The 15132-nt window shown below is 43.0% G+C and carries 16 protein-coding genes; 11 read left to right on the forward strand and 5 right to left on the reverse strand.

The window, feature by feature from the left end; translation table 11 throughout:
• Positions 1-36: 36 nt before the first annotated feature.
• From xseB to KZA12_RS02095, 3 genes are all read right to left on the reverse strand, one after another.
• Positions 37-297 (reverse strand): exodeoxyribonuclease VII small subunit, encoded by a 261-nt coding sequence (xseB, locus tag KZA12_RS02085; RefSeq protein WP_218689025.1) that lies wholly within the window; start codon positions 295-297, stop codon positions 37-39.
• Positions 298-316: 19 nt separating this feature from the next.
• Entirely contained in the window at positions 317-1846 is a 1530-nt protein-coding gene (gene xseA / locus KZA12_RS02090; protein ID WP_218689026.1) for an exodeoxyribonuclease VII large subunit, read from the reverse strand.
• Between the two features lie 150 nt (positions 1847-1996).
• Positions 1997-2395: a hypothetical protein gene (locus KZA12_RS02095; protein WP_201622203.1), complete on the reverse strand. Its 399-nt coding sequence runs from the start codon at positions 2393-2395 to the stop codon at positions 1997-1999.
• A gap of 323 nt (positions 2396-2718) precedes the next feature.
• Between KZA12_RS02095 and KZA12_RS02100 the strand changes: the two genes are divergently transcribed.
• From KZA12_RS02100 to purF, 11 genes are all read left to right on the forward strand, one after another.
• Complete coding sequence (locus tag KZA12_RS02100; protein WP_218689027.1) at positions 2719-3369, forward strand: alpha/beta hydrolase; 651 nt, start codon at positions 2719-2721, stop codon at positions 3367-3369.
• A gap of 272 nt (positions 3370-3641) precedes the next feature.
• Entirely contained in the window at positions 3642-4742 is a 1101-nt protein-coding gene (gene zapE / locus KZA12_RS02105) for a cell division protein ZapE (RefSeq protein WP_201622201.1), read from the forward strand.
• 161 nt (positions 4743-4903) lie between these two features.
• Complete coding sequence (locus tag KZA12_RS02110; protein WP_218689028.1) at positions 4904-5581, forward strand: nitroreductase family protein; 678 nt, start codon at positions 4904-4906, stop codon at positions 5579-5581.
• A gap of 117 nt (positions 5582-5698) precedes the next feature.
• Positions 5699-7045 carry an NAD(P)H-dependent glycerol-3-phosphate dehydrogenase gene (locus KZA12_RS02115; RefSeq protein WP_218689029.1) on the forward strand — a complete coding sequence of 449 codons (1347 nt, stop codon included), beginning with the start codon at positions 5699-5701 and terminating at the stop codon, positions 7043-7045.
• A gap of 50 nt (positions 7046-7095) precedes the next feature.
• Positions 7096-7551: a phosphohistidine phosphatase SixA gene (gene sixA / locus KZA12_RS02120; protein WP_201622198.1), complete on the forward strand. Its 456-nt coding sequence runs from the start codon at positions 7096-7098 to the stop codon at positions 7549-7551.
• Between the two features lie 191 nt (positions 7552-7742).
• Positions 7743-9146 carry a type II secretion system protein GspL gene (gspL, locus tag KZA12_RS02125; RefSeq protein ID WP_218689030.1) on the forward strand — a complete coding sequence of 468 codons (1404 nt, stop codon included), beginning with the start codon at positions 7743-7745 and terminating at the stop codon, positions 9144-9146.
• Positions 9147-9306: 160 nt separating this feature from the next.
• On the forward strand, positions 9307-9858 hold the full coding sequence (gene gspM, locus KZA12_RS02130; RefSeq protein ID WP_218689031.1) for a type II secretion system protein GspM: 552 nt from the start codon (positions 9307-9309) through the stop codon (positions 9856-9858).
• 194 nt (positions 9859-10052) lie between these two features.
• Complete coding sequence (locus KZA12_RS02135) at positions 10053-10595, forward strand: hypothetical protein (protein ID WP_256932781.1); 543 nt, start codon at positions 10053-10055, stop codon at positions 10593-10595.
• Positions 10596-10768: 173 nt separating this feature from the next.
• Complete coding sequence (locus KZA12_RS02140; RefSeq protein WP_201622195.1) at positions 10769-11812, forward strand: quinone-dependent dihydroorotate dehydrogenase; 1044 nt, start codon at positions 10769-10771, stop codon at positions 11810-11812.
• Between the two features lie 37 nt (positions 11813-11849).
• Entirely contained in the window at positions 11850-12347 is a 498-nt protein-coding gene (locus KZA12_RS02145) for a CvpA family protein (RefSeq protein WP_201622194.1), read from the forward strand.
• Between the two features lie 93 nt (positions 12348-12440).
• Complete coding sequence (gene purF / locus KZA12_RS02150; protein WP_201622193.1) at positions 12441-13976, forward strand: amidophosphoribosyltransferase; 1536 nt, start codon at positions 12441-12443, stop codon at positions 13974-13976.
• A 124-nt stretch (positions 13977-14100) separates the two neighbouring features.
• Here the strand turns inward: purF and KZA12_RS02155 are convergent, their stop codons facing one another.
• Together KZA12_RS02155 and KZA12_RS02160 are read right to left on the reverse strand one after the other, a co-directional pair.
• Complete coding sequence (locus tag KZA12_RS02155; protein ID WP_218689032.1) at positions 14101-14460, reverse strand: AzlD domain-containing protein; 360 nt, start codon at positions 14458-14460, stop codon at positions 14101-14103.
• Positions 14453-15091: an AzlC family ABC transporter permease gene (locus KZA12_RS02160; RefSeq protein WP_218689174.1), complete on the reverse strand. Its 639-nt coding sequence runs from the start codon at positions 15089-15091 to the stop codon at positions 14453-14455. Before KZA12_RS02160 ends, KZA12_RS02155 begins: the two co-directional genes overlap by 8 nt.
• Positions 15092-15132: the final 41 nt, after the last annotated feature.

Raw genomic sequence — 15132 nt, forward strand, 5'->3', positions numbered from 1 at the left:
CAAAATACCGCCGCCTATAGACTATTTAATTCATTGCTAATCATCAGTGCTAGTAATAGTTTGTTCTTCAGCAAATGCGGCATTTAATGCTTGCTGTACAGCATTGATACGGGTCTCACAGACTCTATAAGCAGCGATAGACTCTTCAACAGTAGTCATCAAGTTATCGATATCGGGTTCTTCTTGTTGCTGCAGTTCGGCAGCATTAGTTTTTAGAATATCATAAGCCGCCTTAAAGGTCTTTGGGGCGGCTTTTTTACGTTTGCGAGTAGCGGGTTTAGCGATTTCAGTAGTCATAACAGATCCTAATATTTAGTTAATAGTTAATAGTGGTTTCTATTGCTAAGATACGCGCCGTTGCTTTACCGTCTTTTATAATAATGTTGATAGTCTGCTCCGCATGTAGCTGCGCACTGCTGGTTAGGGTCTGCTGCCCTGATTGGCTAGTGAGCATAGCGTAGCCTTGCTTGAGGACACGTGCAGGTCGATGTAACAGCACAATATCAAGTAAATGGGCGCTATGGCGTTGTGCTTGTAGAGTCTGCTGCTGAGCTGTTTGGATAATAGTTTTTTTATAATCACTGCTATCAAGGTGAGCAGTCGTCAGCTGTTGATAAGCGGCCGTTTGTATTTGGTTTCGCCACTCAGCGCTTAAGCGTTCGGCTTGTTTGACTTGGCGCTGCGCACTCTGTTGAATACTACGCCAAGCATAGTCACTGTCTTTTTGTAGTGCGGTTAGCTGACCCACGGTTTGCGATTGTAGCTGACTCAGTTGACGTATGGCTTGTTGTTCAGCGCTCTTGAGCTGACGTTGTGCTGCTTGCTTGATTTGCGCTTTATAATGCAAAGTTTGGCTGACTAGATTCGCTAGATGAGCACTAATAGCCGCTATGACTTTTGAGGGGGTATCAAAGCTGCTGTGCGCCACTTCATCTAAGATGACTTTGTCACGCTCATGACCAATACCTACCCATACTGGCACTGGCTGCTCGGCAACTATAGCCGCCAGCTCATAATCATTAAGATAAGCCAAATCACCGACGGCGCCACCGCCACGAATGATAACTAATAAATCAGGTAAGCGCTGGTAGCTAGTATAGAATTGTTGCTGGGCACTGACGATCGCTTGGCGTATCTCGGCAGGGGCGTTATTACCTTGGAACGTAGCATTATGATAATGAAAATGACAAGCCCCAGTGCTGGCGAGTCGATCAGCATCAGCTTGAAAGTCGCCAAGTCCAGCCGCCTTTTCGGGGGCGATAACGATCACGTGCTCAATATCAAAAGGTTTTGGCAGCTGCTTATTGAGAGTCATCAGTCCCTCACCAGTTAAGCGATCGACCATTTGTGCATACTGGCGTGCCAAATCACCGAGAGTGTAACTGGGATCGATATCCTCAATAGTAAGAGCGAAGCCATATTGCGCATGAAAACTGGCCGAGACTTTTAGCAGTACAGTCAAGTCGCGATTGAGAGGCATACCCGTTGCTCGTTCAAACTTCGCTAAAACGCGCGTCGCCTTAAAGCGCCATAGATTACCACGACAGCTAGCGACTACTTTACCGTCATCGTCTTTTTCTGCTAGCTCAAAATAGTAGTGACCGCCTTTAGTCGATAGATTGCGAATCTCCGCTTTGACCCATACCCGATGTTCAAAGGTTTGTTTAATCACCATCTCTACCGCTGCTAAATAGTCGCTGAGGCGCAGCACGGTATCTTCAAGGCTGTTTTCTAGACTATGTTCCTGCTCAGCAAGCTCAGCTTCTAAAGTGGCCAAGTCTTTAGCGGGTACTATTACTTTGTTACGAGTGATACTATCAAGCGATATAAGTTTGGGTTTGCGCATAATATTAGACCAGATAGACATTAGCGTTAAGGCTTTAGAGTAATAGCTTAGCGTAAAAGTAGGCTGACAAAAAGACTATTCATAAAAAAGCCAATAAACCTATTGTAAAATAGAGTTATTGGCCAGTTGTTTTATAGAGTTACTAGTCGCTTATTGGCAGCGGAAATTGATAGTGTATTCGTAGTCATCATTACGTGATAGATCCGGTGAGGCTTTACCTAATACTGAACCAACAACAGAGCCAACTTGTCCAAGCAATCGTCCAGCACGCTCATCTAAGATACCGTTATATTTAACTTTATCTTCAACGATGACGACTTGTTTACTGCGACAAGTCTTGCCGGCGCTATCGATAGCATTTTGTTGCGCTTTGACTTTAGTAACCCCCATTCCTGTGGTCTCAAAAGTAGAATTAGCCCGTTGGATTACTGGTGATGAAGGCGTACTTTGACAGGCGCTCAATAGCAATGCGGCGGCTAGGCTTGACGTTAGTGCTAAGGTTTTAGTAGCTTTTTTACTACTGATAGCTTTATTGGAATAAGTATTCATGGGTCATATCCTATAGATGGCACAAAATGAGATAAAGTTATACGAAAAACAAGATGAATGTAGCCGATTTGTGTCCTTAAGGTCTAGAGGGCAATTGTGTTCGGTGTTACGCTTGTGTTGCCTATGCTTAAGCAATCTGGTCAAAGCGTTGCTTTAACCATTGGCACGATGACTGAAGCGTAGCAGTATCAGTAAATTAATAGCAGCACTGGGTGTTTATGTTTTTTACATCCTAATTATCAACAATATAAATAGTAAATGACTTGAAATATAAACTATTTCTAGGATAATTGACCCTATATTCCTAACCCGTAGTCATACCTATGCTCTTAATTCCTTCTCCTGCTGGCGTGTTAGAAGTCGATGCGCTCTGGCAAAACGACAATCCTAATGATGCTAGCACTGACACTGTGGCTTTATTATGTCATCCGAACCCTTTATTTGAAGGCACGATGAATAATAAAGTAGTGACGACTATGTACCGCTTTGCTCGTGATAGTGGCATGCATGTGGTGCGCTTTAACTTTCGCGGTGTGGGTCAATCTACTGGCGAGCATGATTATGCAGATGGCGAAGTGCTGGATGCTATGACCGTGCTACAATGGCTGGCAGGACAAACCAATGCCCGTAGATTATGGTTAGGTGGCTTTTCTTTTGGTGGTTACGTGACGGCGCGAGTCGCTGAGCAGGTGTTGATGTCGGCACACGTTTGGGGTCTAAGCGACTTTGAAATAGCCAACGTGGCGCTGATCTCTCCTTCAATAGAGAAAAACGCTAGTGATGATATCAGCTTGCCTATTGATAAAACTTTTGAGATTTATGGCAGTGCTGATGAGGTGATTGACCCTGTTAATATGCAAGCCTTTGCGGAACATTTAGGGATAGCCGTTAGTGTAGTAGACGGAGCGGGGCACTTTTTTCACGGTCGTTTGTCGGAGCTGAAAAAGTTGCTAGCTGAGCATAGTAGTAATTAGTTACTACTAGTTAAAATATTAGCTTTGATGAGTATGTATTTATAGCAGCCTAGTATAAGTTTGGGTGCTAAGCTTAAGCCGTGTTAACCTAAAGAATGGGTGTATAAATAGTATTATTACTATCTGAGGCTCAAAACCGGCCCAGATCATTCTGATAAAGTAGCCGTGACTATACTCAGTGCAACACTCAGTGTAAAAGTCATAAGTTAGTAGCGGCTATTGGTATCAACACATTATTTTGTTATTTATTTTGTCTAATGATGAGTCGCATTATGAGTCTATCTCCATTGCAGCGTTACGAGCAAGCCATTGAAAAAGATGGATTTACTAAAGACGAGCAGCAGTACCTTGCTATGAGTTATCTCGATGATTTGTATAATCAGCTCAATGAAAGTGCTGGGCAAAAGAAAAGCTTTTTTAGCTTTTTAAAAGCTAAACCTGCTGCGCCAAAAGGCTTGTATATGTGGGGTGGTGTAGGACGTGGTAAAACTTGGATGATGGATATGTTCTATGATTCCTTGCTTATCGATCGCAAAATGCGTCAGCACTTCCACCACTTTATGCAACGTGTGCATAAAGAGCTTAATCTGATTCATGGGGAAGCGGATCCATTAGAAAAAGTGGCTGATATCATCTATAAAGAAGCGGTAGTGATCTGCTTCGATGAGTTTTTTGTCTCCAACGTCTCTGATGCTATGATCTTGGGCGATTTATTTACCATGTTATTTAATCGCGGCGTAACCTTAGTAGCCACATCAAACATCGAGCCATCAGGATTGTATAAAGATGGCTTACATCGTGATCGCTTTATGCCGGCGATTGCTGAGGTTGAAACTAATACCACCGTGATGAATATCGATGCGGGTATAGACTATCGGTTACGAGTGCTACAGCAAGCTGAGTTATATAAATCACCGATGACGCGAGAAAACCATAACTGGTTGGCCAACCGTTTTGCTAGTCTATCGGCTAATATTAAGATTAGTAGTGAGCCTATCGAGGTCAATGGACGGGAGATCAAAATAAATGCCCGTACTGAAACTATTCTGTTTTGTGATTTTCGTCATCTGTGTATGCAACCACGTTCAGCGGCAGATTTTATTGAGATTGCCAATCGTTATAGTACCGTGCTAGTCAATGCGGTACCGGCCTTGACCGACGACTTACGTGATCCTACCCGCCGGTTTATTTATATGGTGGATGAGTTTTATGATCGGCGAGTAAAGCTATTGATTCGAGCCGAGCAGTCTATTCTTGACTTATATCAAGGAGAAAAACTGGCTTTTGAGATTGAACGTACGCGCTCGCGCTTGCTTGAGATGCAGTCAGAGGACTATCTAAAAATGAAGCATCGTCTTGATGATGTCGCTTAAGCGAACAAAGCATCGAGCTATTGTTACCGTAATAGGTAAGGATAGTCAGCAAAAGCCATACAAAAACTAGCAATTTTTGTATGGCTTTATTGTTTAATTAAGACAGAATAACTATCAACAAATAATAATGACTAATTAAAAATTAAAGCTAAGGATAAATAATGAGCATAGTTGAAATCAAAAATATTGATGACATTGAAAATAGTAAAGATAAGTCAAATAAAATTGAAGTAACCAATCAGGATGTAGGTGAAAACCAAGGGAATGATATTGACCTTATTGAATGGATTAATTCTAGACGCAGTATTGGTAACTTAGATACTCCTGCACCGACTCACCAGCAAATTCGAGCTGCTGTAGGCTGCGCTGCCACTGCTCCTGACCATAAAAAACTACGCCCATGGCGGTTTATCGTTACAGAAGGGGATGCTCGCCTTGAGCTGGGTCGCGCCTTAGTCACTGCTGCGCAACATAAAGCGGCCATAGATGGTGAAGAGTTATCTGAGAAAACATTGCATAAAACCGCTAACTTACCACTACGAGCACCAATGATTATTACGGTCGTCACCCATATGCACGAACACAAAAAAGTGCCAGCCTTCGAGCAAATGCTTAGCGCTGGTTCGGCAGTACAGAACTTAATCTTAGCGTTAAAGTCGCAAGGATTTAGTACGGTATGGCGTACTGGGTTATTGTGCAATGAGCCTGCGGTAAAGGCTTACTTTGGCGTTGGTGCCGACGATTATGTCACCGCTTTTGTCTACACTGGTACTAGTCCTGTCGATAAACATTTGCGCAAGCCTATCGATATAGAGCCTTTACTACGTTTTGAATCTTAGGCTTGGTTGGCAGTTTATCTTTTGCAAGTTCAGATTAAAGCGTTAATATAAAGCTATACCTTTGTATGGCAATTCTATAAGCTGCATAAATAACATCAGATGATCGGATAATGGGATATGACAAGCTCTAGTAAAAAAAATACCTCCAAACAACTAACGGCTAGCCAAGATGCTAATGCTAATGAGATTAATAGTATCGATACCGATACTGATGTTAGTGACGATAACACTAGTGGCAGTACTGAAAAACAAGGTGGCTTGCTGGCTAGCATTATTGAGCGTGCTACGAAGTCAGGGCGAGGGCGCAAAAAGCTGGTCCCAAGCAAAGTAGAAGCAGCAGTAGCCAAAAACATGGCAGAAATCCATAAGAGCCCAACACAATTACGTTTAGCGTTTTTGGGTGGCGGTAGTTTTGGTACGGCTATGGCAAACTTAGCCGCGCGCAATGGCTGTGACACTACGCTTTGGGTAAGAGATAAGCGCATCGTAAAATCTATGGCTAAGCTGCGCATGAATAAAAAGTATCTCCCTGGATTTAAGTTAGATGACCGCCTCAAGTTTAATCATGACTTAGCCGCTGCCGTCAAAGACAAAGACATTATATTCCTTGCGGTGCCAAGTTCAGCCTTTCGCGAGACGCTAAAGAATATCGCCCCGTATATTACTGGTCAATCGATCGTATCGCTGACTAAAGGTATGGAAAAAGATACCTTTGCGATGATGAGTGATATCATCAAAGAAGAGTTACCAGAAGTGAACTTTGGGGTAATGTCAGGGCCGAACTTGGCTATTGAAATCATGAAGAATATGCCTTCAGCGACTGTCATTGCTAGTCATTCAGAACCCCTACGTCATGCGGTACAAGCCGCTTTACACAGTGCTTTTTTTCGGGTGTTTGCTAGTGATGATATACGGGGTGTGGAACTAGGCGGCGCGCTCAAAAATATCTATGCTATTGCTATGGGCATGGCTGCCGCTTACGATGTCGGTGAGAATACTAAAGCGATGTTATTGACTCGAGCACTGGCAGAAATGAGTCGCTTTGGGGTAGAGGAAGGCGCTAATCCGTTGACTTTTTTAGGACTGTCCGGTGTTGGCGATCTATACGCTACTTGTAGCTCTGAGTTGAGCCGTAATTATCGAATAGGTAATATGCTTGGTCGTGGTATGAATATTGATGCTGCGGTCAAAAAACTGGGCCAAACTGCTGAAGGGGTCAATACTATTCAGCAAGTGCATGAAAAGGCCAGTAAGCAAGGTATTTATATGCCTATTACTCATGCTTTATATGCGGTTATTTATGAAGACAAAGCAGCCTTAGGGGTGGCTTTACACCTCATGGAAGCAGGCTTTCGTAGTGACGTAGAGTTCGTCATGGCGCATGATCACAGCAATGCTGCGCTTAGCGCACAAATGCAAGCAGCTGCACAAGATAATAATGACGATGATGCTGATGATAAATAGCCGTAAATGCTAAAGTGTTAAATGTTGGCAAGTGATATAGAAGGAAAGTTATGAAGATTATATTGATGCGTCATGGTCAAGCAGAGGATGAAACTCGTCCTGATAGTGCGCGCCAATTGACTGATTTTGGTCAGCAACAAGCGGCACAAACAGCTGAGTATATTACCGCCAACTATACGCCAGATTATCTAGTGGTCAGTCCTTACACTAGAGCCCAGCAAACGTTGGCGCAGTTACAGTCACGCGCTATCGATGTGCCAGTAAAAATCCAGAACAATATTACTCCCGCTGATGATGCGCATACTGCTTTGGCGGCACTGGCTACTATTGACGCTGAGTGCTTAGTAGTAGTCTGCCATATGTCTATTGTGGCTTATATCGCCAGCTTGCTGACCGGCGATAGTCCAGAGAGTTTCTCTTTGGCAGAGGCACGAATCTTCGAGATGGAGTTTGTTATGACTGGCATGGCCACAGAGAGTGATCGATTCGTTCCTATGCAACCTTGAGCCGCCTTAATCAGTCATAACTAGCAATAATAAGTCATAGCTAATGATAATAAGTGGCTTTGATTGATAAAGTGCGTTGATAGGGTTAAGATTATAAAGACGTTGTTTATGACAGATTTATAGACAAAATTCGATGCGCATAGCGTACCCTACACCGGATGTTTTGATAAATTGATTTAAGGATGCGCTTGGTGTTACACGTATGGTTAAGAGCGCAGCACAGTCCGCTTGCTGTTTGGCATGAGGTAACTAGTCAATGGCAAACGCTTGAGGGCTGGCAGCAACTGCAGGATTACGTTGGTTATAACGGTTATAAGACCAATAGCAGCAAGACCTTGTGCTTATATTTTCCTACTAGCCATATGCTACAAGTCGATACGGCGTTAAACCCCACGCAGCTTAAGCAGTTGGGCAATACTGGCAAACAGTACTTGTTTGAAGAAACTTCGTTAACGCCGATAGAGCAGTTAGTATTACGGCAGACCACTCAAGCTAATCTGTCTTATCTTTATGCCTTGGCTCAGCACGACATTGAAGCTTGGCAACAAAGCGCCACTCTTGCCGACTTATCTATTGGTGCCTTATTACCAGACTTTTTATTATTGCCGACGCCAGAAGAGGGTGCCGGACAGCAAGTAGTGCTTTATCAAGACCGCTTTACCACTTTATTGCGACAAGCTGACTATCAAGGCGTAGCCGTTAGCTATTTGCCATTAATATTTGATCGATTAGCGCATTTAAGCGAAGTTTGTACTCTGTCGGCTATTGAGCCTGACAGCGAGGCAGGTAATAACGCTACTAATAACGCTACTAACCACTCTGTTGCAAGCTCAGTTGATCCTAACAGCGCTATGCCGATCATTGATAGTGATAGCCCAACTGAACTAGTGAACACCGACTTGCCGTTAGCGCTGTCTACTATGGGCAACGATAATTCCAATGTGTCAGCTGAGACCGCCCAGCTTATTGCTGAACAGCAGCTATTGTTAACCCCACTAGCAGCCAAGCCTAAACCTGTCGAGCACCCTCAACGTCATACCCTTAATTTTTTTACTAAATCGTCAGATGCTAAACTTTCACCGTATTTACGAGTAGCGCTTATGGTGGCTTTATCAGCGCTAGTACTACAAATCGCCACTGATGGTGTACAGTGGTATCGCTATGATGCGGCCGCTACCGCTACTCAGCAAACGATTGGCACCCAGTATCAAGCTTGGTTTCCTCAAGAGCGTCTAAATCCACGTACTAAACTTGAAACTCAGCTGCGCCCGAAATTACGCACTGATACGCAAGCGTCTTCCTCTATGGCGGCTTTGGCACGGATATCGCCCCTTATCAAGCAATCATCATTACAGGCGCAATCTCTGAGTATACAGCCGACAGCTTTGAGTTTTACCTTGCTAGCGCCCGATCGTAATAGCTTAGATCAGTTCGCCGCTACTTTGAATGAACAAGGATTAAATGCTAATTTAGAGCGGATCAGTAGCAATGAGCAGGGACAATTTAGTGGTCAAATTACTGTCAATATAGTGGATAACTCAGCCAATGAGTCTCTAGCTACTCCAGCCACAGCAGGCAATGCTACTGCCTCTTGATGGGGGCCTCAAACTAGCCGTTGTTAAAAGCGCTAGGCAAGAGCTGCCCCCTAGAGTAAAAGTTATGACTATTAAAAGGGCATTGGCTAAGATTTATGATTTATAAATAACTATTTGAAAAAGTGTTAATAGTCTTTACTATCATTCACTAGGCTAGGTGATGAGTGTTTTACTGCGTCGCACTAAAAGGAGTATGCCAGTGGCAAGCAATTGGTCAACACGTTTAAGTCTTCAGCAGGATCTGCTATGGTCACGCTGGCAAGCGCTATCAAGCCGTGATCAGCTGGCCTTGAGTATTTTAATGGTGTTTTTGATCTTATTTGTTGGCGGTTATGGCGGCTATACGGTTCATCAAGCCGCTAAAGCCAGTAAAGAGGACTATCAACAACAAGTCACAGATTATTTTTGGTTGCGCTCGCAAGCTGCGAATATAGACAGTACGGCACTAGCAGCGCTCGACAGCCAAAATGATAGCAGTGCTCAGCCACCCGCTAGTAGAGTTAATACTTTATTAAATGATTCGGGGATCGATAATGCACAAGTAGTAGCGGCGGGCGACAAAGTGCAATTAAGTTTCACTAATGACAGTCAAGCGCTAGTGAGTGCAGCGTTAGCTAAGCTTGAGCAACAAGGATTACAGTTCAACCAATTAACTATGCAGCAAGATCTGGCCAGCAAACAGATTCAGGTGCAAGCGACAGTCTCTTTTTAGTGCTGATCTTGAAAGTAGCAACATCAATCGCAATACAACTAAATTGTCATACAACCACAATTGGTCCTTGTAGATAATAATAAAAAGCTATTAGTTATAAAAAGCCCTCAAGGGTAAAACTAATTAGTGATTGCCGCTGACTATTAAACCTTGCTATTGAAACTTACTATGAAACTTTACTAGGGATGTTCGCTATGAACAATAATTCTGATCCTCATCTTGATCGTCGACCGGATACTAACGTTGAGCTCAATGCTGAGCACACCCCAGCCTATAATGATTCTTTTATAAGATCGCAACCCACCCATGACTTGTCGCAACAACCCGGCTCTAATCTGACTGATAGCCAACAACGCTCGTTGGTTGGTTATAATCATATTACTTATCTACTGTACATACTGAGCTACTTTACAGCTGGTCTATTGTGGATTGTACCTATAGTAATGAACTATATTAAGCGCCATGATGCTGATAATACTTGGCTTGCCACACATTTTGATTGGCAGATCAAGACTTTTTGGTACAGCATCTTCTGGTTTATTATTGGTAGTGTCATGGTGTTATCAGCCTTTGGGGTGCTAGGCGTTGGTATGTTGGCTGAAAGCAATAACATGGCTTTTGGATCATTTTTTATAGCAGGCCTAGGATTATTTATCATTGGCATCGCTTTTATTTGGCACTTGTATCGTATTATACGTGGTTGGATAGCCCTTACTGATAACCGTCCTATTCCTTAATACCCCATAGCACCTCTTATCTATAAACGAATGGATGATCAGCCGATGCTGATTGACAATGCTGAGCATGAAACTTTAGTCTTCGTTCTGTTTAGCTGATATAATCGCTGCGATTATAGTTATGCATCAAATATTATTTGTCTTGTCTTTTTTTAATTAGGTTAACTGTTGCTATGTCCTACGTTCTATTACGCCCGCTGTTATTCAAGATGGATCCTGAAAACGCTCATGATATTACGCTATCCTTATTGGATAAGGCTCATCGAGCACGGACTTTGGGCTTGATCTATGGCCAACATATGCAGCCGACCACTTGTATGGGCTTACAGTTTTCCAATCCAGTAGGGTTGGCAGCCGGGTTAGATAAAAACGGCGACTATATCGATGCACTTGCTGAGCTCGGCTTTGGTTTTATTGAAGTAGGTACAGTGACGCCAAAACCTCAGTTAGGTAACGATAAGCCACGTATGTTTCGAATAAAACAGGCGAACGCTATTATTAACCGGATGGGTTTTAATAATCATGGCGTTGATTATCTGATTGAAAAAGTTAAACAGTGCAAATATAAAGGCAATATAGGTATTAATATTGGCAAGAATGCTAGTACTCCTGTAGAGCAAGCGGCAGATGACTACGTCTATTGTCTAGAGCGTGTCTATCCTCATGCTTCCTATATTACGGTGAATATTTCCTCGCCAAATACTGAAAATCTGCGTGATTTACAAAGCGGTGAAGCACTGACTCATCTGTTAGAGCGTATAAAAAACCGCCATAGCCAACTGGCTACAGAGTATGGCTTCTATGTACCGCTAGTATTAAAAGTAGCCCCTGACTTAGAGCCGTTACAAGTCGACTATATCTCGCAACAACTATTAGATTTTGAGATTGACGGTCTGATCGCTACTAATACCACCTTAAGCCGGGTAGGGGTTGAAGATCTACGTGATGGTGATCAAATGGGCGGTCTATCTGGGCGTCCAGTCAGTCACATTAGTACCCAGATATTAAGACAATTCTCGGATCAATTAGAAGGTAAAGTAGCACTAATCGGTGTCGGTGGTATCGATAGCGGTGAAAAAGCGGTGAAAAAAATCACTGCAGGTGCTGAGTTAGTACAGCTTTATACTGGTTTGATATACCGAGGTCCGGGTCTAGTACAGTCTTGTATTCAAGCTATTGGCGGTTATTATGATGCGTTGGAAACCGAGTTATCCTAATGCTCAGTCAAGGCAATAACACAATAAGGCGGTGGTTATGAGTGGCATAGATATTATCATTGCCGTAGTAGTGCTAATTGGTTTATGGCGCGGTTTTCAGGTAGGGTTAATAAAAACAGCGGTCGGTTTGGCTGGCTGGTTTATTGCTTTGATCGCCGCCACTCGTTTAGCAAGCTCGGTTGCCCCTCAGTTATCAGCGATAGTGCAAAACCCAGTTTTACAAACAGCCTTAGCATTTTTAATAGTAGTCATTGTCATTTTGACAGTGATGCACTCGCTAGCCTTTATATTCTCAAGTGCGCTGAAAACTTTGCGTTTAGGCATAGTCGATAAGATGGCAGGCGGTGTATTAGGCGCCGCAAAAAACGTGTTAGTCATCTTAGTTATACTAAGTATTAGCGCCCCATTATTAGTACAAACGCCGCAGTGGCAAGCTTCAGTTATAGCCCCTGAACTATTGCCTTATGCTCCTATAGGTAAGGCTTTAGCTGCTGATGTATTAGGGGCTGCTTGGGATCAAATCAACCAATCCTAAGCCCTAATCAGTAAGCGATTCAACTGTCACTACTTTGTGATCAAATTGACAATCACCTCATTACTACTATTTGTTTAATAACAGGATATATCTATGTGTGGAGTCGTTGGAGTTGCAGCTCATGAGCCAGTCAACCAAATTCTTTATGATGCGTTAACTATGCTACAGCATCGCGGTCAAGATGCGGCAGGTATCGTAACTTTGCAAGATGGACGACTATATCTGCGTAAAGAAAATGGTATGGTTCGCGATGTGTTTATGAACCGTCATATGCTTAAGCTAGTGGGTAAGTTCGGTATTGGTCACGTGCGTTATCCGACTGCGGGGACTTCAAGTAGTGCTGAGGCCCAGCCCTTCTATGTCAACTCTCCTTATGGTATTACTCTGGCGCACAATGGTAACCTGACTAACGCTGAGAGTCTGGCTAAGTCGCTGTATATTGAAGATCGTCGCCATCTTAATACGGATTCAGACTCTGAAGTTTTGCTAAATGTATTTGCTCATGAAATGCAAAGTTTAGGCAAAACCCATGCAACGGCTGAAGATATTTTTTCTGCGGTAAAAGAAGTTTATGGTCGTGTTGAAGGGGCTTATGCGGTAGTAGCACTGATTACCGGTCATGGTCTATTAGCGTTTCGTGATCCTAATGGTATCCGACCTTTGATATTTGGTGAGCGTATAGCCGCTAATGGGGGTACTGAGTATATGGTTGCCTCAGAGTCAGTAGCGTTATCAAGCTCAGGATTTAAGATTGTTCGTGACGTTAAACCTGGTGAGGCGATCTTTATTGACCTTAATCATCAGTTGCATACTCATCAATGCGTAGAGCCAAAAGAGTACACGCCATGTATCTTTGAGTATGTGTACTTTGCACGTCCTGACTCTATTATGGATAATATTTCGGTCTATAAATCACGCTTACGTATGGGTGAGAAGTTAGGACAAAAAATCCTTAAAGAGTGGGGTGAGGATCACGATATCGATGTGGTCATTCCTATTCCTGATACTTCACGTACTTCAGCGATGGAACTGGCGCTGATGATGAATATTAAGTATCGTGAAGGCTTTATGAAAAACCGCTATATTGGCCGCACTTTTATTATGCCCGGTCAGCAGCAACGCAAAAAGTCAGTACGACAAAAGCTCAGTGCAGTACCGTTAGAGTTCAAAGGTAAAAACGTGTTATTAGTGGATGATTCTATCGTGCGTGGAACCACTTGTCATGAAATCATTCAAATGGCACGCGATGCTGGTGCACGCAAAGTATTCTTTGCTAGTGCAGCGCCTCCAGTGATATATCCTAATGTCTATGGCATAGATATGCCAGTGCGTAGTGAGCTTATTGCTGCGGGTCATACTGTGGAGGAAGTACGCGAGATCATCGGTGCTGATCGCTTGATTTTCCAAGATTTAGACGACTTAATCGATGCGGTAAAAGACACTAAGCATAGTAAAGTTGAAGGCTTCGATTGTGCGGTATTTAACGGCTGCTATATCACTGGTCAGATTAATGAAGCTTATCTTGACCATTTACAAGAACAGCGTAGCGAAAGCGCTAAAACTAGTAAAAAAGGTATGCAAATAGTTGCCGATACCTCAGTAGACATGATGGGAGTAGCTGAGCTGTAAAACTTAAGCTTTAAAATTTAATTGTTAAGTTTTAATGATTAAGTCTCAATGATTAGCTTTTATTAGCAGTTATAACAAAAAGGCTGGATTCGATATGAATCCAGCCTTTTTATTTGTGCTGCTGTTAGCTTAAAAAACGATCAAATAACCACAGCAAACCATTTAGAGCAGCGATACCAACTACCATACTAACTAGCAATTGACGGCTGATATGATAGATTAATAGCACTAAAGCCAGTGCTCCTATTTGCGCTAAGACTAAATGCAGTTGCGCACTATTTATGGCTGTAGCTAGGCTTAAATCTTGGTAGCTAATACTAGTTAGAACTAACAATACTAAGACGGATAACGGTAGACTCTCATTGAGTCGATGCAGCCAAGGCTGATCCATCAACTTTTGCGGGATTAACGCTGGAACAGCCCTAGTAATAAAAGTGACTGCTGCCATCGCTAGGGTTGCCGCTATTAAATAACTACTAGTCATTAGCCTCTCCAAGGGTTTTATTGAGCCAATAACCACGTGCCAATATTAGCAGCATACAAATCATGATAGCGACTAGTAATAGCCAGTTACTAGTGAATAGCGAGGCAACCACTAAGCCGATGACCGCGATACCGATAGGGAAGTAGCGTTTGATAGTTTGAAACTGCTCATAAGCCAAAATGACAAACAAACAAACTAAGGCAAAATCTAAATGCGGTACTAGATCATCAAGAGCACTGCCTATCAGCACCCCAACGATGCTTGCTAGCACCCACCAGCTTTGATTAAATAAGCTTATTGGTAATATCAGCGCATGCCGAGACTCAGCAGGTAAGCTTGTCATTACTGAAAAAGTCTCATCGGTTAAGGCAAACAAACAGTAGGCTTTAGCCAGTCTATTAGTGGGCAAATACTTTAACATGGGTACCCCATAGAATATATGGCGCAGATTGATGGCGGCGATATTAGTGGCGATACTACCTATAGGTAAGCCTGCGCTTAGCATCGGTAAGCAAGCATACTGTGCAGCGCCAGCATACAGAATGATACTGAGCATAATAGTGGCCCAGATAGGCACGCCTGCGACTTGAGCTAGTACCCCAAACGCGATACCAGCTGGTAAGTAACCCATAGCTACAGGAACGCTTTTTTTAAAACCTGCAGCCCATTGAT

This window comes from Psychrobacter sp. BF1 (assembly GCF_019279065.1).
GTDB classification, from domain to species: Bacteria; Pseudomonadota; Gammaproteobacteria; order Pseudomonadales; family Moraxellaceae; genus Psychrobacter; species Psychrobacter urativorans.